General features: G+C 58.9%; 13 protein-coding genes and 1 tRNA gene. 4 read left to right on the plus strand and 10 right to left on the minus strand.

Annotated features, from left to right (window positions below; genetic code table 11):
* Positions 1-36: 36 nt before the first annotated feature.
* Positions 37-1,353: an ABC transporter substrate-binding protein gene (locus tag AB5Z25_RS02415; RefSeq protein ID WP_006235863.1), complete on the minus strand. Its 1,317-nt coding sequence runs from the start codon at positions 1,351-1,353 to the stop codon at positions 37-39.
* Between the two features lie 306 nt (positions 1,354-1,659).
* Complete coding sequence (locus tag AB5Z25_RS02420; RefSeq protein WP_035137765.1) at positions 1,660-2,379, minus strand: GntR family transcriptional regulator; 720 nt, start codon at positions 2,377-2,379, stop codon at positions 1,660-1,662.
* Between the two features lie 229 nt (positions 2,380-2,608).
* On the opposite strand from AB5Z25_RS02420, the gene AB5Z25_RS02425 reads away from it, so the two are divergent.
* The 4 genes from AB5Z25_RS02425 to AB5Z25_RS02440 all read left to right on the plus strand — a co-directional run bounded on the left by AB5Z25_RS02425 (position 2,609) and on the right by AB5Z25_RS02440 (position 7,352).
* Positions 2,609-5,059, plus strand: a complete 2,451-nt coding sequence (locus AB5Z25_RS02425) for a PTS transporter subunit EIIC (protein ID WP_368131134.1) — start codon at positions 2,609-2,611, stop codon at positions 5,057-5,059.
* Between the two features lie 125 nt (positions 5,060-5,184).
* Positions 5,185-6,198 carry a polyprenyl synthetase family protein gene (locus AB5Z25_RS02430; protein WP_260699342.1) on the plus strand — a complete coding sequence of 338 codons (1,014 nt, stop codon included), beginning with the start codon at positions 5,185-5,187 and terminating at the stop codon, positions 6,196-6,198.
* A gap of 138 nt (positions 6,199-6,336) precedes the next feature.
* The gene (locus tag AB5Z25_RS02435) at positions 6,337-7,242 is read left to right on the plus strand and encodes a peptidoglycan-binding domain-containing protein (protein ID WP_368134705.1); all 906 of its coding nucleotides are present in this window, start codon (positions 6,337-6,339) and stop codon (positions 7,240-7,242) included.
* A 38-nt stretch (positions 7,243-7,280) separates the two neighbouring features.
* Positions 7,281-7,352 (plus strand) — tRNA-Gln (locus tag AB5Z25_RS02440).
* Positions 7,353-7,872: 520 nt separating this feature from the next.
* On the opposite strand, the gene AB5Z25_RS02445 is transcribed toward AB5Z25_RS02440, so the two are convergent.
* The 8 genes from AB5Z25_RS02445 to acpS all read right to left on the minus strand — a co-directional run bounded on the left by AB5Z25_RS02445 (position 7,873) and on the right by acpS (position 19,754).
* A complete protein-coding gene (locus tag AB5Z25_RS02445) occupies positions 7,873-10,047 on the minus strand; it encodes a hypothetical protein (protein ID WP_368134706.1) in 2,175 nt (724 codons plus the stop codon).
* A gap of 183 nt (positions 10,048-10,230) precedes the next feature.
* Entirely contained in the window at positions 10,231-12,120 is a 1,890-nt protein-coding gene (locus tag AB5Z25_RS02450; RefSeq protein ID WP_368134707.1) for a carbon starvation CstA family protein, read from the minus strand.
* An 810-nt stretch (positions 12,121-12,930) separates the two neighbouring features.
* The gene (gene tsaD / locus AB5Z25_RS02455; protein ID WP_368134708.1) at positions 12,931-15,315 is read right to left on the minus strand and encodes a tRNA (adenosine(37)-N6)-threonylcarbamoyltransferase complex transferase subunit TsaD; all 2,385 of its coding nucleotides are present in this window, start codon (positions 15,313-15,315) and stop codon (positions 12,931-12,933) included.
* Complete coding sequence (gene tsaE, locus AB5Z25_RS02460) at positions 15,302-15,808, minus strand: tRNA (adenosine(37)-N6)-threonylcarbamoyltransferase complex ATPase subunit type 1 TsaE (RefSeq protein WP_368134709.1); 507 nt, start codon at positions 15,806-15,808, stop codon at positions 15,302-15,304. Before tsaE ends, tsaD begins: the two co-directional genes overlap by 14 nt.
* Positions 15,809-15,820: 12 nt before the next feature.
* Positions 15,821-16,441 carry a uracil-DNA glycosylase gene (locus AB5Z25_RS02465; protein WP_117776930.1) on the minus strand — a complete coding sequence of 207 codons (621 nt, stop codon included), beginning with the start codon at positions 16,439-16,441 and terminating at the stop codon, positions 15,821-15,823.
* Between the two features lie 8 nt (positions 16,442-16,449).
* Entirely contained in the window at positions 16,450-17,595 is a 1,146-nt protein-coding gene (gene alr / locus AB5Z25_RS02470; RefSeq protein WP_346965429.1) for an alanine racemase, read from the minus strand.
* Between the two features lie 2 nt (positions 17,596-17,597).
* Entirely contained in the window at positions 17,598-19,214 is a 1,617-nt protein-coding gene (locus AB5Z25_RS02475; protein WP_082222952.1) for an NAD(P)H-hydrate dehydratase, read from the minus strand.
* On the minus strand, positions 19,215-19,754 hold the full coding sequence (gene acpS, locus AB5Z25_RS02480) for a holo-ACP synthase (protein ID WP_006235843.1): 540 nt from the start codon (positions 19,752-19,754) through the stop codon (positions 19,215-19,217).
* Positions 19,755-19,949: the final 195 nt, after the last annotated feature.

A 19,949-nucleotide genomic window follows, 5' to 3' on the forward strand; every position in this document is an offset into this window, starting at 1 on the left:
CCCTGTCGCTAATCAGATAGCTTGGGCAGCAACTGCTTACTCGGAAGCAGCCTTCTCGGTCTTCCAGCCATCGACGAAGGCGTTCTTGACGCCGTCCCACTTGCTGTTATCGGCAGCGTAGGCAATCAGAGCCTGCTTGAGGTTCTTCTTCCACTCCTCGGAGGGAATGTAGACGAAGTCCCAAGCGACGGTCTTCTTGCCGTCCTTGGCCATGGCAACGGCCTGCTGCGAGAAGACGTTGGTGGTCTCCTTGGCGCTCTTGAACGGAGCGGTCAGACCCATCTTGTCGGCGATGATGCTGGTCGGGGTGTCAGCGGTGACGCACCAATACATGAAGTCCTCGGTGGCCTTCTGGGCATCCTCGGAAGCCTGGGAACTGACGCACCAGTAGTTCTCGCCGCCGGAGCACAGGCCCTGGTTCTCCTCGCCGTCAACACCGATGTAGATGGGCATCATGCCAATCTGATCGTCGGTCATGCCGGCCTTGACGAGGTCAGAGTAGGCCCAAGAGCCGTTCTGGTAGAAGACGGCCTTGCCGGTTGCGAACTCGTTGGTGGCGTCGTCGCCGGTCTTGGAAGCAAGCTGCGAAGGATCGCAGGTGGAGTCGGTGATGTACAGGTCGAAGATCTGCTTGTAGTTGTCGAGGAACTCACCCTTGATCTCGTCGTCCTCCTGGTTGTGCTCCTTCTCAAACTCGTAGTAGAGCGGCATGTTGGCAAGGTGGGTGGTGTAGCGCCAGCTGGAGGAGTCGTCCATGCCGGCGGAAGTGAAGGCACCCTCAACACCAAGCTCGTCCTTGCGGGCCTGGATGTCGTCGGCACAAGCCTTCAGCTTGTCGAAGGAGTTGATGTCCTCGGCCTTGTAGCCAGCCTTCTCGAGCAGCTGCTTGTTGTAAATAATGCCGAAGCTCTCCTGAACCCAGTCGATGCACACATCCTTGCCGTCGGACTGCAGAGCCAGGGAGTCGTCAATGAGCTCACCGCGGAGCTTGGTATCGGACAGGTCGGCGCAGTAATCCTTCCAGTTCTTAAGACCGGTGGGGCCGTTGACCTGGAACAGGGTCGGAGCGGAGCTCTTGGACATCTCGGACTTGAGCTTCTCCTCGTAGGTGTTGGAGGCGGCGGTCACGATCTTGACCTCGACGCCCTTCTCCTTCTTATAGGCCTTGGCGATCTCCTTCCACTCCTTGTCGACCTCGGGCTTGAATTGGAGGAAGTAGACCTCGGCAGCGTCACCAGAAGCAGAGGAGCCGGAGCCGGCGGAGCCACCGCAGCCCACGAGACCCAGACCAAGAACCGCAGCCGCGGAACCAGCAAAGCCCAGGAACTGCCTTCTGCTCATTTCGTTCTTCATTACAATCCACCCTTTCACACCGTGGCGGCACCCTTTGCCGCCGCCTTCGGAGATTGGCTCGGGGACTTTGCCCCTTTTGCTGATTTGTACGATACGCTATTTGGCTACTTGTTTGAACAAGTATTACTAGAGCGGTAGAAAAACTTCGGTGAACGGTAATTTCAACTTGATACTTGACAAGTTTTGTATAAACAATTAATTGTTACCAAATGCAGAGAAAACGCCCGGTCAAGCCGATGCATCGTCGGTTTGACCGGGCGCTTTCGCTTTGAGGGCATGAGTCTCGTCAGGCTGCGAGCTGGCCGGCTATCGCTTGGAGTTGACGCGGTAGTGGAAGATCTCGGGGTGTGTGCGAGTGTGCGTCACCTCAAACAAGATGCCATCCGAGGTGTACGACTGGCTCTCCATGACGGCAACGCAGTTGTATTTGCCGAGGTCAAGATAGCTGCAGTCCTCATCGTTGGCGAGCTCGACACTCACCGTACGACGGCTCGCCATCACTTTGACACCGCGCTTGTGCTCCAGATAGCCGTAAATAGAATCTGCCGCAATCTCGGGAGTCAGGCCCTTGGCGATCGACGCCAAAAAATAGCCATGGTCCACTTGGCGCGCGTTGCCGTTGAGGCTTCGGACACGCACTACGCGAATCAACTCCTCGCCCACCTTAAAGCCCAGGTGACGAGAGAGTTGCTCTGTGCAAACCAGATGTTCGAAAGACTTAACGTCCGTCGATGCAACGGCATTGTTGCGCTTTGCAAACTCGCCAAACGACTCAACCTCTTCGAGTGCGCCCAACATGTCGGTTTCGCCCTTAAGCCAAATAACGCGCACGCCCTTGCCGTGTATGGGCTGCACAAACATCCCGTCGGCCAGCATACCCAAGGCGCGACGGACGGTATTGCGAGTGCATCCGAACTCCGCGGTCAGCTCGGCTTCGGTTGGCAGCATCTCCTGAAACGCATAGGTCCCATTAATGATGCGCGAGCGTATTTCTCGGTAGATTCCTTCGTATATCGCTTTTGGCATTGTTTCACCTCTACATTATTCATTTCCGGCTAGGCACGATAGCATTTCTTAAAGTTGTTTAAACCGAATATCGGTAAAGCGACAGGATTTAACCGTTGACGGTTTCTGTCATGCCCAAATCGGTTTCGCTCAAAACTGCCGGTACGACAATCGTCTGGTCCTCTACAATGAATCCATTGTTTAAACGTTTCCCCACGCGCAACGCGCCTCGATATTCGGAAGGCAGAACATGCTGCAAAAAATCCAACGCTTTGGCGGGGCAATGTTCGCGCCCGCCATGCTGTTTTCTATATCAGGCCTCATGGTCGGCGTCTCCGCTCTCGCAACGACTGCGGACATCGTCGGCGATCTCGCCGTATACGGAACCCCTTGGTACGTTTTCTGGGCTATCATCCAGCGCGGCTCGTGGACGGTCTTTAAACGCCTCCCGCTCCTTTTTGCCGTAGCGCTGCCCATCGGTCTTGCCCAAAAACAACCGGCTCGTTGCTGCCTCGAGGCTCTCGTCGCCTATTTTGCCTACTGCTTCTTTTTGAGCGAGATCATTAAGCTGAGCGGAGACAACCTTGGACTTGAGTACCCGTCATCTTTGACCTCCGCCAGCGGTATCACCGTCATCGACGGCATCAAGACGCTCGACACCGGCATTATCGGCCCGCTGGCGGTATCGGCAACCGTCGTCGCCATCCATGACCGCTTCTACGATGCCAAAATTCCCGATTGGCTCGGCACCTTCTCGGGCTCCTCGCTGGTCTACCTCATCAGCTTTTTTGCCGTGTTTGCCCTTGCCGCTATCTCGGCCGCCATCGTGCCCTACGTATACGATGTAACTGATACGCTGCGTCACGCGCTTGCAGGCATCGGTCCCTTTGGCGTGGGCATCTTTGTCTTTTTAGAACGAGCACTCGAGCCCTTTGGCCTGCACCACCTGCTCTACATGCCGATCTACTACGACAACCTGGTCATTAACGACGGCATCTACGCCACGTGGAGCAGTTTGCTCCCCATCCTCTCCCATAGCACGCGCCCCCTTAATGAACTTGCGCCGTGGGCCGGTTTTACCGCCACCGGCTGGGTCAAGCTCTTTGGCCTTCCTGCCATCGCAGCTGCGTTCTACTCCACCGCAAAACCCGAGCGCCGTGCCGGCCTCAGGGTCATCCTTGCTCCCGCCATCATCGCCTCGGTGGTTTGCGGCGTTACCGAGCCACTCGAGTTTCTCTTTATGTTCACCCACCCCGGGCTCTTTTTGCTCTACGCCGTCTTATCGTCTTGCCTTGCCACAACCATGAATCTCTTTGGCATCGTCGGCATCTTCTCGGGCGGCCTGATGGAGATGGCAGCCTTCAACTTTATTCCGCTCATGCGCACGCATGCCGGTGCCTATCTTTTGGCGCTCGGTATCGGCCTTGCCTTTAGCCTCATCTTTTTTGTTAGTTTTCGAGCACTCATCTTGGTCTATGACCTTAAGACACCGGGCCGCGAGGATCATGTTGCCAATCGCGCGGCAATCGATTGTTTAACGGGAAGCGACTTTGCCAAAGAGCAATCCCCCAATGACGAGGTCGATAGTCGATCCGATCAAGATCACGTCCTCGCTGAGCGGGTAATTCAGCTTTTAGGTGGCGTTGGCAATATCGTGGGCGCAACCAACTGCGCCACGCGCCTGCGCGTCGAGGTCGCAGACCCTTCCATCGTTGCAGATAACGCGTCGTTTGTCGCGGTGGGCGCCAAGGGCCTCATCATTACGGGCAAGACCGCCCAGGTGGTCATCGGCATCTCCGTTCCCCGCGTTAAAGAGCATTTTGACCAGATCATGGGCCTCGAGCCGGAATTTGTGCCCACCACCTCGGCCTCCCCTGCCGCCAGCGCAGCCCATAAGCGCGGCGCTATTTGCTTCTTCGATATCGACGGAACGCTCGCCTGGCAAGACCCCAGGCTCGCCCAAGACCTTCCCGAAGACGAGCGGGACCTCTCCCCCTATCCCAACGAGGCGGTTTCGCAGGCAATCCGCGAGTTTGTCGCCAACGGCAACATGGCCTTTATCTGCACGGGACGCACCCTGAGCTGCATCCACCCCAAACTTCTTGAGCTGCCTTGGACCGGCATCGTCTGTCTTGCGGGCGGTTACGCCGAGATCAACGGACACGCAATTCGCGATCTGTCGATGACGCCCAGTATGCTGCAGCGTCTTGCCCCCTACCTTGAGCAATCGGGCGAGGTCATCCGCTTTGAGGGCCTCAACGGCGTCGTGCGCATGAGTGCCGATGCGCCCGATGCTCCCGGATACGCGCGCACCCTGGGCGACGCAGTCACGCAGCTGCAACATTACAGTGTCTACAAGATCTTGATGTCTACATCGCTCGCCAACCACATCGCTCAAGATAAGGCACTTGAGCCGCTGCTGTGCTTTAATGAGCTCGAACTCGAGGTAACCGAAATCTCGCCCCGCGAATGCACGAAGCGCGGGGGCATCCAGTCTGTACTCGACGCCCTCGACCCCCACCACGGAACCGTATACGGCATTGGCGACGCCAGCAATGACGTCTCGCTGATGAACGCCGTCGATGTCGGTATCGCCATGGGCAACGCACCAGACTATCTCAAGGATAAGGCCGATTACGTGACCGACACCGTCGATCACGACGGTGTCGTTGCGGCGCTCGAGCATTTTAGGCTGATTTAGGCACACTCCATCAAACGCACGCCCGTTGTCCTAAATCGCCAAAACTGCCGCGCCAAACGCCCTGATGTGGCAATATGTTGTCTGCATATTGCATCAATGCAACCTCAGAAAGAATGCGAGAACCCGTGTCCAGTCCGTTTACCAGCTTTTTAGCCCAACACTTTGACCAGATTAACGACTATCTGGCCACGTTCTTTGACGGACAGGCGACCTCTGCCGATATCGAGCGCTACCTGTACGCGCCGCTCTCGGCTTTTACGGCCAACGCCGGCAAGCGCCACCGCCCGCTTATCTGCATGCTCGCCGCAACCGCAGTGGGCGGCAGCTTTGAGAGCGCCCGCAGCGCCGCGGCAGCCATCGAGCATTTCCAGTCGGGCGCGCTGATCCACGACGACATCGCCGACAACGGACAGCTTCGTCGAGGCAAACCCTGCATGCACCTTACCGAGGGCACGGGGCTTGCCATCAATTGTGGCGACCTGGCGCTCACCATGGTCACCAAGACGGTTCTCGACGACCCCACGCTGGAGTCCGACGTGAAGCTGCGCGTGCTCCACGAGCTTACCGAGATGATCGTCCGCACCATCGAGGGTCAAGCGCTCGACCTGGGTTGGGTCCGTGACGGGCGCTTTGATATCTCGGTTGATGACTACCTGGACATGGCGACGCACAAGACCGCGTTTTACAGCGGAGCCACGCCGCTTGCCGCCGGAGCCATTATCGGCGGCGGCAGCGATGAGCAAATCGAAGCGCTGCGCGCCTTTGGCCTGCACACAGGCCTTGCCTTTCAGATTCAGGACGACCTGCTCAACCTTGTCGGCACTAAGGAAGCCGCCAACAAGGACTTCCGCACCGACATCACCGAGGGCAAGCGCACGCTTGTCGCCGTACACGCCCTCTCTGATGAGCGCCACCACGACGAGGTCGAGGCGATTCTTTCCTCAGGCACCGATGATCCCGCGCAGCTCGCACGCGCCGTGGAGATCTTCCAGGAGACCGGCTCCATCGATTACGCCCACACTTACGCGCTCGACCTGACCGCTAAGGCCAAAGCGGCCATCGAGAACGTTGAGCTTGATCCGCACGCACGCGAGCTGTTCCTCTCCATGGCAGATTTCTTTGTGGAGCGTCTTAACTAACGGGGGTTATAAAACCTGTCAGCAGCGTATTTAGGCACAACTTGCTACACTGTTGAGTGCATGTTTATGCATCCCTTTGCGTTGTCTATCCGACAGACGCTCAAATAGTACGAATGGTACGCCGAAAGGGGTTCGTTCATGGAACCTATTACAACGGGCATGCAAGGAGCAGCCGTCGAGGACGTGCAGTCTCGTCTCCTGCAGCTCAGCTACACGATTGATGCCGCCGAAGTCACCGACAAGTACTTTGGAGCCACCACTGAGCAGGCCGTCAGCACCTTCAGGCTCGACAGCGGCCTTGCTGCCGGTCATGCCGTCGATATCCCCTGTTGGAGCGCCCTTGTAGACGCTTCGTATAAGCTGGGCGACCGCACCCTCTATCTGCGCATGCCCAATTTCCATGGCGCCGATGTGCAGGCCCTGCAGCGCGCTCTCAACGTTTTGGGCTTTGCCTGTGGCGAAGACGACGGCTACTTTGGCCCGCATACCGAGGCCGCCCTGCAGCAGTTCCAGGAAAATGTCGGCCTGTTTGCCGACGGCATGGCCTTCCAGGACACCTACGCCTACATCAACCGCCTGCACCATGTGTGGGAGGGCAAGCCCTCGGTCACCGAAGCCGAGTCCCGCATCGGTTTTGCTCGCGCCGCCAACGTGCTCGAGCGCTTCCAGATTGCCGTTATCGGCGAGGACCCCATCGCACGCAGTGTTGCGTCGCGCATGTGGAATATCGCCACGGCAACGACCGACAACAGCGGCATGATGCTCTGCGACTCCGAGGTCCCAACCGACGTTGACCTGGTGCTCGAGATCGCAAGCGACGAGCTGCCCGCAGATGCAGCACCGCGCGCCACGATTGCCCTCGCCGAGTGCCACAACCTGGCCCAGCGCATCCGCACTGCCAGTGTCGCCGCACAGCAGAAGCCGGCACGCATTCGCATTGAGCTCACGGGCATGACGCGCTACAACGGCACCTTCACGGCCAGCGACGCGCAGACACTCGCCGTACGCCTGCTCGATGGTGTTTGCGATGCCCTCGCAGATTAGGTAAACTAAACGAGTTGCTTTTGGGCAACACCACACATTGGGACGTAGTTCAACGGTAGAACTCCGGTTTTTGGTGCCGGCTGTTGGGGGTTCGAATCCCTCCGTCCCAGCCCTTAAGAACACAGCGCTCCAGGCCCTTATGAACCTGGAGCGCTTTCTTGTGGGCAAGCGGAGGAATTCGAACCCGCAAGGGTGCGGAGCTGAGGAAACGCGAAGCGTTTTCCAGCGCAGCACGCAAGGAGCGAAGCGACGCAGCGGGGCGCGGCCGCCGAAAAGGCGGACGCGGAATCCCTCCGTCCCACAGCCGGCACTTGGGGACGTTCCTAAAGTGCCGGCACTAAAGGAACGTCTCCAAGCGCCGGCCTCCCAAAATCTACCTTTAAAAGACAGGCGCCCCAGGCCCATAAGGACCAAGAGCACCTTTCATCTAGAAAATATCAGCCCGGTTCCGAAAAGCGAGCCGCATGCGACAACCAAGTAGCCGCAGGCCCCGGGAGAGCGGGGACACCGGCTTAGGTTTATCGCGAGTTCCGCACGAACAGGAGGCCACTTAATGTGGCCTCCGTCGTGAGCAGGACTGTAGAGCAGGAAACCTAAGCCGGTGTCCCCGCTCTCCCGGGGCCGAACGCCCTAGTTGTTGAGCATGCGGTCGAAGCTTCCCGAGTCGCCATCCCGATAGTCTGCGGTCATCAGAATCTCCTGCGGAATGCGCCCGCCCTCGCGCAGCACGTTGCGGAACTGCACGCGCGTGACCATGGGCAGATCCTTGATCGTCGCTGCCAGGTTCTGCGGCACGCCCTGGTTGGCAGCCGCGGGCTCGCACTCGCCGCCGGCCTTCACGCGACGCTTATGCTCGGCGAGCATGGCGCGGTACATGCCGGCATGCAGGCGAATCTCAACCACATTGGCATTGCGAGTCTGCTCGACAATGCGCGCGCCCTCGCGATCGATATCGCCTACGTAGTAGACGTAGTTAAAGCGATAGCCAATCTCGGCCAGATAATCGTCCAAGGCATGCGAGACGCTCGCCTTGCATCCGCCGCCAAAAATCACGCCGCCCACCTTGATGCCAAAGAGCTTGGCGTGCTTGCGGCCACGCAGCAGCTTGACGATCTCGTCGTAGGTGTCCAGGTTCTCGACCATAATGAACGGCTTGTCGGCTCCCAGCGTAAAGAAGCCCGTAAAGTGCACGGGGCGATTGGGGGCGACCTTGATCGCTTGCATGCTGATGCCCTTTTCGGTCATACGCCTAATCAAGCGCTCACCGTGCTTGCCGTCAAAAGCCTTCTCGTCGTTAAAGATCTGGTAGGCACGCTGGCGGCGCGAGGCAACCGGCGTATCGGCACCTCGATTCTGCTCGATCCAAGCCTGGATGATTGCGATTTCCTCGGCAATCTTGCGGTTGGACATCTCGTTGTGCTGAGTGCGCTGCGGAGCCTTTTTGCCGTCCTTGCCCTCGACCTTTACGATCTGTGTCTGCTGCTCCTTGATCTTAGAGAGCGCCGTAGGCGTAGGGACAACCTTGAGCAGCTGCCTGCCTAAAACGCGGGCAAGGGCAAACGCCAAGACCTCGCCGTGGACGGACGACTTGGGCTGCTGGGCAGCAGTATCTGCTGCGGCAGACTCCGGCTTCTTCTGAGACTTGCGCTTAGAATCGCCCTGGGAATTGCGCTCGTGCTTCGGCATAGACGCCTGCTTCTGCGGACGAACGGACTTGCTCTCCTTCGCCGGCTGGCGCTTAGGCTGCCCCGAAGAAACCTCGGCCTTCGCATCCTCGTTCTGCGGCGTGGTCTTCTCGGTTGCAGTCTCGGCATGGGAACTGCGGCCCCCACGATGGCGACGGCGGCGAGGCTTGCTCGACGCGCCCTGCTCCGCCTGCTCATCAGTAGGCTGCTGGCCCTTGGCCTCGGCATCAACCTCAAGCTGCGGCTCAACAGGCTTCTGCTCGCGAGCCGCCGGCTCAACGGTCTTCTCGTCCTGGGTGGTCGAAACCGACTCGCCCTTCTCCTGACGCTTTACGGGATACGCACGTCCCGCAAAACCGCGGCCGGGACGACACGAACCCGGAGCCTTCTTGGCAGACTCCTCAACATCGTCTGCAACCTCAGAAGACTCTTCAACCTCACGCGCGGCATCCTGCTGTGCAGTCTTAAAGTGAGCACCGCGACGACGCTTGGGCTCTTGGGCCTCCACGGGCTTTTGCTCCCTCGCGGGCTTCTGCGACTCGGCAGCAACCTCGGTCTCAAGAGCCTCAGCATCCGTCTCACCCTTTCGAGCAACGGCGCGACGGAAGCGCTCCTGCTGGGCGCGGCGCTGCGCATCGCGCTTGCCACCCCCGCCAAAACCGCCGCGTCCTGCCTTGGCCGTAAAGGCACGCACGACGTTCTCATCGAGCAACTCATCGGTATCGACATGCTCACGCGGAGCAGCTTCTTCCACAGCAGGCACGTCAGCGGAATCCTCGACGACAAAATCTTCGACGGACTCGGCAGGCTGCTCCTGGACATCGCGGATCTCGGCATTGATGGTATAGAACGCCGGGCGCCCGTTAATGCCGCTACCCTCGATCTTGGTCACGATCTTTGCCGCGATAAGCTCATCGCGCATCGCCTTGGTGTCACATTCCTTATCGACGGAGCGGAAAATTTGCGCCAGCGCACTCGACTTAATCTTGAGCGCCTTGCGGCAGAGCAGGTCGTAGGCAACCAGCTTGGCACGCTCGGCAGAAAGCGACGTCTGGCTGCTCAGGCGCTCAGCCAGAGCATCGACATTTTGTTGGTTATCGGAATATACCGTCTTGGCCACGGGGCCCCTTTCATATGCACACATATACGTCTATATGGTACAACGCGCGCCCTTATCCACGCAAAACATCTGCGAGAACACTCGAGCGTCACCCGCTTTTGCATGAAAAAAGACCGAGCCCGCGAAGTCGCGGACCCGGTCTTTCCGAGTCATATAGATGTGACGTTCAACTCGTCAGGTCGACTAAGCCTTGGCGGCCTCGGCGTCGACAGGAGCCTCGGCAGCAGCAGCGCGGCCATACTCGGCCTTGCCCATCTCGGACCACTCGGGCTCCTCGTCGGGCATGGAACCGGCCTCCTTGCCGAAGAACTCCTTGAGGCAGTTAACGGCAACGATGAGGCCCAGGACCATCAGCAGGACGGCGAAGACAAGCTGCAGGCCCTTGGTGGCGGCGACGGAGACGGCGGCCGTGGTGGCGGTAGCCGGGATGGTGCCGAAGAAGCCGTAAGCCTGGACAGCGGCCATGCAGCCCATGGCGCTCTGGACCAGCGAGGTGAAGGTGCAGCAGAGCAGGAAGACGACGGGCACGTAGAGCATCCAGCCCTTGCGGCCGGTGCACTTGCAGAACACGGCGAGGGTGATCATAGTCATGCCGCCGAGCAGCTGGTTGGAAGCACCAAAGAGCGGCCAGATGTTGGCATAGCCACCAAAAGCGAGGGCGAGACCAGGAAGCAGGGTGACGACCGTGGCGAACCAGGGGTTGCCGAGGACCTTCATGTAGCCGGCCTTGGACTCGATGGCCAGGGCATCGTTGGTCTGGGCAAAGAACTCGGAGAACGAAGTGCGGGCGATGCGGGCGACGGCGTCGAGCGAGGTCAGGGCCAGAGCAGAGACGTTCATGGTCATAAAGACGGTAGCGAGCGTGCCGTCAACACCGAAGGCCTGCATACCGCGGGAGATGCCAGCGGCGAAGATCTGGAACGGGGTGGAAGCGACACCAGCATTGAGGGCGCCGGTACCGGCGGTGTTCATATCGGAGAACATGATGCCGGCGACGATGATGGCAAGGATGCCGACGAAGGACTCGACGATCATGGCGCCGTAACCGACCTTGACGGCGTCCTGCTCCTTCTCGACCTGCTTAGAAGAGGTGCCGGAAGAAACGAGACTGTGGAAACCGGAGAGAGCACCGCAAGCGACGGAGACGAACAGGACCGGGAACATCATGCCGGAGGCAGTGGAGAAGCCGGTGAAGACCGGAGCGGTGATAGTGGCCTGACCGTTGACGCCCAGGACGACGATGCCGAGGACAGCGCAGACGATCATGACGATCATCATGATGGAAGTGAGGTAGTCACGCGGGGTCTTGAGCATCTGGATGGGCATAGCGCCAGCGAAGACCAGGTAGACCATGACGACGGCGAACCACTGGAACTTATCCAGGTAGACCGGGAACTGCATACCGACGGCGAACATGAGAACCATGAGGACCACGCCGGTGACGAACTCGGCAGCGCCGGTGAGGTTGAACTTCTTCTGGGCCCAACCAAAGGCGATAGCGACGAAGGTGAACAGGATGGAGATGGTACCAGCGCAGCCGGCGGCATAGGACTTGGTGAAGTCGATGGCACCGGTAGCAGCACCAGAAGCGTCAACGGCCGGGGTGAACATGAACGTCTTGCAGACCATGTCGGTGAAGGCGGCGATGACGATGATGCAGAACAGCCAGCAGAACAGCAGGAACAGGCGACGACCGGTCTTGCCGATGTACTTCTCGATGAGCTGAGCGAGCGACTTGCCGTTGTTCTTCATCGAAGCGTACAGGGCACCAAAGTCGTGGACGGCACCAAAGAAGATGCCGCCGACGAGAACCCAGAGCACGACGGGCAGCCAGCCAAAGGCCATGGCGACGATCGTACCCGTAACAGGGCCAGCACCGCAGATCGAGCTGAACTGGTGCGAGAACGCGGTGAAAGCGGAGACGGGCGAGAAGCTCTTGCCGTCCTTCATGCGCTTGGCCGGCGTGAGGGCCTCTTTGTCAACGCCCCACTTGTTGGCCAGCCATCGGCCATAGCCCAGATAGCCGCAGGCGAGCACCGCCGCGGCCACAACCATGAGCAAAACTCCGTTCATTACATTTCCTCCTCTAAAAAGAATTTCCTAGACATAAAAAATGAGGGCCGTCGGTTGCGCTCGACGGCCCTCATCTTCATCAGCCGCCCGTTATCGTACGGGCCAGCTGTATGTGCTAACCCGCATCAGATAATTACTACGCTGATAATGTTTAGCTGATGCGTGAACATGTCTAAGAAATCCTCTTCAATCATGATGTGAACGATCCGTGCGTGTTCACATCCCCCAGTGGTTGAAAAGGAGTATGAAACTTTAGTTACCTAAAGTCAACGCAAATATGTAATGAATTTTCAACTTTTTTGAATTTCTCGGTACAAAACGCCATTGACCTCGGACTTTACCCCACGACAGTTTTTGCATGAGAGATGCCCCTGAGAGCCGCGGGAGCCGGGCGGCGCATATGAACTTTCCTGCTCTACAGTCCTGCGCAAGACGGAAAGCACATTAAGTGCTTTCCTTTGCGTGCGGAACTCGCGATAAAGTTCATATGCGCCGCCCGGCTCCCGCGGCTCTCAGGGGCTCCCATCCCAAATGTGCGGAGCAAAGCTCCGCACACCAACTTTTTCTTTCAGCTAAAGAACGCTGGAAATTCGACGCTGGCTTGTTAACCTTGCTGGACGTTGTCGACGCCAAACCAGCCCAGAAGCTATATCGATACAGAAAGGTCCCCGGACGGAGGGGCCGGATATAAGGTTTATCGCGAGTTCCGCACGCAAAGAAGGCCACTTAATGTGGCCTTCGTCTTGCGCAGGACTGTAGAGCAGGAAACCTTATATCCGGCCCCTCCGTCCGGGGACCGCGCCGTACCAGCTACAGCGTCATGTTCGGATCGGCGTCGACATCGAACGGCGAGATTTCACCTCGGTCGAATTTACGGCGAGCGACCTCCGCGATCATGGCTGCGTTATCGGTACAGGCAGACAAGGGCGGCACCGTTACGCGAATCCCCTGACGCCCAAGCTTCTTGATCATCATCTCGCGCAGATGCGGGTTGGCCGAGACGCCGCCACCGATGCAGTATTCCTTGCATCCGGTAGCGTGCAGTGCATTTTTGGCCTTCTTGTACTGCACGTCAAAGACAGCTGCCTCAAACGAAGCCGCCAGATCGGGAAGGTGAATCGTGCGCCCGGCCTTGGTCTCTTGCTCGATGTAGAGCGTCACCGCCGTCTTGAGGCCCGAAAGCGAGAAGCGGTAGTCCCCCCTGCTGTTAAGCGCACGGGGGAAATCGATCGCCTTGGGGTTGCCCGTCTCGGCCAGCTTAGAGATGATGGGGCCACCGGGATAGCCCAGGCCCAGCGCCTTGGCCACCTTGTCGAAGGCCTCGCCCACGGCGTCGTCGAGCGTCTCACCGAGCACCTCGTAGTCGCCCCATGCCTTTACGTGCACGAGCATGGTGTGCCCGCCCGAGACAAGCGTGAAGATGAACGGCGGCTTGAGGTCGGGCTGCGCCAGCAAGTTGGCAAACAGGTGCCCCTCCAGATGGTTGACGCATACGAGCGGCTTGCCAGCAGCGTAGGCAAAGCCCTTGGCGAAGGCGACGCCAACCACGAGCGCGCCCACCAGGCCCGGACCCTGCGTCACGCCCACGGCGGCAAGCTCACTTGGTGCAATGGCTCCGCCCGTAAGGCCCAGCGATGCTGCGGCATCCTCGAGCGCCGCATCCACGACACTCACAATCACCTCAACGTGCTTGCGCGAAGCGATCTCGGGCACTACGCCGCCAAAACGGGCATGGAAATCAATCTGTGTCGACACCTGGTTGGCCAGCATATTGCCATCCGCATCGATAATCGCCACGGCCGTCTCGTCGCAGGAGCTCTCGATAGCGAGCACTAGGCGGCGGCGCTCAATTTCGGCACGCTCCCCCTCGGAGCGCCCAGGCGCAGGCAGCGGCCATACGCGCTGCTCTGCCGCCGTCGGCTCGGGCGAAGCATTGTCGACCGGAAGTACCAAGGGCAGCGGGGCCGTCATGACGATGGCGTCCTTGCCGGCACCATAGTAGCCGCGGCGACGGCCAGCCTCGGTAAAGCCCAGAGCGTTATAGAGCGCAATCGCGCCCTCATTGCCGTCCTCGACCTCGAGCGAAGCCGTGGTGCAGCCGAGCATCTGGGCATCATAGCTCACGTGCGACAGCAGCTTGCGGGCAATGCCCTCACGGCGATGTGCCGGGTCGACGGCGACATCCAGAATCTGCACATCACCGTCCACGACCATACCGCCGGCAAGGCCCAGCAGCTTGCCGTCGTCGTGTGCTACCCACCAACTACGCGGCGCAGCGACGTCCTCGCCCAGTTCGGACAGGAACATGCCCGGCGTCCACGCTTCGTGTCCGGCACCTTCAAAGCAGGCAGCCTCCAGCGCGCTCGCGCCCTCGGCATCCGCCGCGCCCATGGGACGGAACTGCAGATGACGACCGGCGAGCTCATCGGCAACGCCCGTAATTTCGCTCTGCGCACTCTCGGCAAGACCAAGACGCTTGCGCTCGTTTTCCTCGGCATCCGAAAGGCGCGTGTAAATCGGCAGGACGCGGGCCGGATCGCCGTCACCCGCAGCGTGCGCGAGCAGCAAGCCCTCGCCCGAAGGCCACCACAGGTCGCGCTCCACGCAGCGGGCGGTCTCGTCCTCACCCAGCAGCTTGCCATAGCGCACGAGACCGTCACCGGTCAGCTGAACCTGGTCCCAGTCCGCTGCTTGGCGCCACTCATCGAGCGCCACGGCGGCCTTGACCACGTGCTCGCGCTCAAATTGACGCTCGGGACCCTCATCGACCAGCATATACAGCGCCGGATATACCTCACCGCGCATAGCATCGGCCAAGATACCAAGCTTGCCGCGCACGCCAGCCTTCCACGCCGTCCAAGCGCAAGCATCGAGCGTCGACACGCCCAGCAGCGGAACATTGGCACCACGCGCGAGGCCCTTGGCAGTGGAGATGCCGATGCGCACGCCCGTAAAGGACCCCGGGCCGCGGCCGACCACATAGCAACCAACATCGCTGCGATCCAGACCGGCTTGAGCCAGCACGCCATCAACGGTATTCACGAGCTCAACGTTGGCGTGACGGCGACACATGTGATCGCCACTCACGAGCTTCGTCTCGCCCGTCTGCCCATCAATCCAGCTTGCCGCGCAGGCAAGCATGTCGGTCGAAGTATCGAGCGCCACCACCAGCGCGTTGTCGTTATGCAAGCTCATCTTGTACAGCCTTATCAATCAAATGGGAAAGCTCCATTGCGCGGTCACCGTGCGCCTCAAGTGTTATCGTTCGCACATCGCTGTCGCCCTCATCACGCTTGAGCGTCACCGAAAGATACTCATCCGTCAGCTCGTCTTGGAATTGTTCGCCCCATTCCAGCAGGCAAGTACCCTCATAGCCCAGCACATCGAAAATGCCCGTATCCTCGAGCTCGTAGGCATGCTCCAGGCGGTATAGATCAAAGTGAAACAGCGGAATACGACCTTGATCGTGAACGGCCATGAGCGCAAACGTAGGGCTCGTAACCATATGCCCATCGCCCAGCCCGCGCGAGACGCCCTTGGTAAAGTGAGTTTTGCCCACTCCCAGGCCACCGGTCAGGATGAGCACATCGCCGTCCTCAAGGCACGGTGCAATTAGCTCGCCAAAGTACTCCGTATCGGCAGCGCAAGTCGTTTTGTAAGTACCTACCCCCAGGCGCTCCAGGGACATATATGCTCCTTATTATTCCGAGGCGTCCTCTGGTGCGGGATGTCGCTCCAGATAGTCGCCCAGCATCTTAAAGTCTTCCTCCAGTAGCTCCTGCCACGCCGGATTGCGTAGCGCTGCTGCCGGATGGAACGTGGGCATTACTACAAAATGCCCCATCTGGTGGAACCTGCCGCGCAGCTTAGTAATGCCAATCTCGGTCTTAAGCACAAAGTGCGTCGCGGGGTTGCCGAGCGTCACGATAATATCGGGCCAGATGCTTCGAATCTGCTCGCGCAAAAACGGTGAGCAAGCCAGCACTTCCTCGGGGCGCGGATTGCGGTTTCCCGGCGGGCGGCACTTAAGCACGTTGGCAATGTAGACGTCTTCGCGTTTGAGCCCCGCCAGCGACAAAATGCCGTTGAGGTCCTCGCCTGCCGCCCCCACAAAGGGCTCGCCCTGCAAATCCTCATTGCGGCCCGGCGCCTCGCCAATAAACATCACACGAGCGCGGGGGTTTCCCACGCCAAACACGATATTGTGACGCGACTGGTAGAGCTGGCAGAGGTGACAATCGCCCAGAACGGCCTCGATCTCCTCGAGTGCGACCTCACGCGGCGCCTGATGGCTATGGCCGGGGATGTGCATGACGCCCATAGCGGCTCCTACACGTAGACCTTGTCGAGACGCATGCCAAAGCCGCAGGCGACCTCGTAGTTAATCGTGCCGCGTAGGCGCGCCATCTCGTCCATGGTAATCTCGGCATCTCCATCGCGGCCGACAATGATCATCTCGTCACCATACTCGGCCTCGGGAATCTCGTGTGCCGGGTTGGACTGAATGGCGACCATAAACTGGTCCATGCAGATATTGCCAACCTGATGCACGCGCTCGCCGCGATACAGCACATCCATACGATTGGAAAGCGTACGCGATAGGCCATCGGCATAACCGATCGGCAGCGTGCAGATCTGAACGCGCGTACGCGGTACGCGGTAGGTAAAACCGTAGCCCACGCCCTCACCCATCGCAGGGTGCGCCACGCGCGTCACACGCGCATGGACGCTCATAACGGGATCAAGCTGCATCACGCGGCCACTCAGCTCGCACGGCTGCATGCCATACAAGCCAACGCCGGCGCGGATCATATCAAAATGCATCGAGGGGTCGAGCATCGAGGACGGCGTGTTGGCGCAGTGCACGATACCGCACTCAAAACCCGCATCCTTAATGGCCTGAACGGCCTCGGTAAAGCGCTGGCACTGCAGCTTGTAGTCCCAGCCCGAAGGTTCATCGGCCGTGGCGAAGTGCGTAAATACGCCGTCGCACTGAATACCGCGATGAAAATTTATACCGCGGACAAAGTCGACAACCTGCGTGTAGTGAACGCCGATACGATTCATGCCCGTCTCGATGGCGAGATGATACTTGCCCACTTTGCCCGCCGCGACGGCACATTCGCCATACGCAAGAGCAAAGTCAGACGTATAGACCGAGGGCATGATATCAAACTCGAGCAACGTCGGAATGGCCTCGATAGGCGGCTCGCTCAGGATGAGGATGGGTTTCGTAATCCCGCCCTGTCGGAGCTCAACGCCCTCGTTAACCGTCGCCACGGCAAACATGTCGGCACCGGCCGAGTACATGATCTTGGCGCACTCAACAGCTCCATGACCATAAGCATCGGCCTTGACCACGCAGCACAGGCGCTGACGTGGATTCAGCAAGTTCTTATAGGCCCTCGTGTTGCGACGGAGCGCCCCGCGGTCGATCTCGACCCAGGACCAGCGCGTCAAATCGGCTTTATTCATGATTAGTCATCCGACCCTTCGTCCATGATTCCCAGATCTTCAAGCGCATCCTTTGCCGCCAGTTCCATGGCAGGACCGATCAAGTCGATAAGATCGGTCGCGATGACGCTCTTCTCACCATACTCCGTCGCCGCGGCAAAACCGGCGTAGCTGTGAAGTGCGACGGCGTACGAATACAGCAACTCCCAACGATCCATCTCGTCGCGCATGGTGGCAAGCGTGCCGGCCAAAATACCCGCGAGAACATCACCCGAACCGGCAGTTGCCAGAGAAGCCGGACCCGAGAGCGGCAGCAGCACACGCTCAACGCCACAGATAGCCGTCGTCGGCCCCTTGGCAATGACCACCAGATTGTCGGAGCCTGCAGCCCAGACAACCTTCTGCGCGGCCGCAATCGCGGTACCAAGGTCGTTCACCTCGTCACCGGCAACCAGACGCGAAAGCTCACGATAGTGCGGCGTCATAACCAACGGCTGCTCGCGACGATACATCTCGGGATTACTATCAATACCGTCAATGGCAATCTTAGCAAGGCAGTTGAGTGCATCGGCGTCCAAAATAAGCGGCACATCAAGCTCGAGCAAGCCCGAAACCACCTGCATAGCGCCGGCAGATGTCGTCATACCGGGACCGCACAGTACACAGCTGTACTTCTTTGCAATCTCACACACAGTCATGCGCGCAGCGGCGCCAAAGGAGCCGCGAGAATCAGACGGAATAGCAAAGACGGGAATCGAAGGAAGTGCCATGCGAATAAGATTGGCGCAGGCGTCAGGAGCCGCGACTGCCACGTAACCAGCACCCGCGCGAGCTGCAGACTTGGCCGCCATAATGGCAGCACCAGGATATTGCGCAGATCCGGCGACAATAAGCACAGAGCCACGGGAATACTTATCGATATTCGTAGGTAGTGGAGCAAAGTAATCAACTAAGTCACCGGGCTCGACAATCTCGGCGGCGTGGTCGACATCATCGATGACCTCGTCAAGACGGTCGTAAAGATTGCCGCAGATCAAATCGCCAGCATACTCAGGGCCATCAGCGCTATACAGACCAATCTTGGGCGCAATCATCGTCACCGTATGCTCGGCACGAATGCAGTCGTCATCAACAACGCCCGTCTCGGCATTCAGGCCCGAGGGGACATCAATGGATACGACACAATCGGCGCATTCATTGACCGTAGGAATCCAGATGGAGAACGGCGCACGCAGATTCCCGTGGAAACCGGTTCCAAAAATGGCATCGACAACAACATCGGCCTTATCGATCAAAACCTCGAGTTCGTCACGCGAGGGGCCGACGCAAACGTGCACATCGCGGCCGGCAGTACGACGAGCAACATGACGTGCCAGAGCAGCAGGAATCTCATCCGGCTCAACCGGAGAAACGATATCGACGTCCACACCCTTATGGCTCAGAATATCGGCGGCAACCCAACCGTCTCCGCCATTATTACCAAAACCGACCAGAACGAGAACCCGATCGGGATTGAGCTTCAAGACCTCGTTGGCGGCAAACTCACCCGCTAGCTCCATAAGCTCGGCCTTCGAAGTCCCTTCGCGTTCGATGATATCCTCGAGACGAACGACTTCTTCGGTACTCAAAACCGGTTTCATCTATGCTCCTAGCGTATCTTGCGAAGCATCGCCCAGGTGCTCCGTCAATGCTGAATTCTGCAGCTGCTCAAGCTCATCTAAAACAGAGCGAGCCTCTTTAAATGTCTGCGCTACGCGTTTCTTGGTGCTCACCTTTTCCTCTTTTGGCTTAGGCCGAGCATCTTCGGTAATCGCGATGGCATTCGCAACGGCCAAATCTCCTGTAAGCGTAATGGAAAGAGCGACTTCAACAACACCCAGTTCTTGAGCGATCTCGAGAGCACGGCCCGAAAGCAGCGCCTTCGGTTTGCCGAGTTTATCACGCGTAACCGAAACATCCTTGCGACCCACGCCTTGACTAAAACCCGTGCCGAGAGCTTTAAGTACCGCCTCGCGCGAAGCAAAGCGGCTCGCATAGTGAGCAGCGGGACGCGATGATGCATCGCAATACGCACGCTCTTCTTCGGTAAACACACGCCGAGCAAACGACGGCGTCTTTTCAAGAATTGATTTCATGCGGGAAATCTCGACGATATCAACGCCGATACCAGCTTCAGCCATGTTCACCTCCATATCGCACAGACTAAGTTATTGTAGCCCGTTCGCAGAAGATGCGACAAACGAGGGATATAAAACACAGCTACTATGTGAGACAAAAGCCCGTAAACGCAAAAAAGGGGGAGGCCGCGAGGCCTCCCCCTTCCAAGTTCAAGCGTACGGCTCGGTGCCGTCCACCGGTCAGCGGCGCCCTGGCCT

Origin of the sequence: Collinsella aerofaciens (genome assembly GCF_040910325.1) — a bacterium.
Classification (GTDB): domain Bacteria; phylum Actinomycetota; class Coriobacteriia; order Coriobacteriales; family Coriobacteriaceae; genus Collinsella; species Collinsella aerofaciens_BL.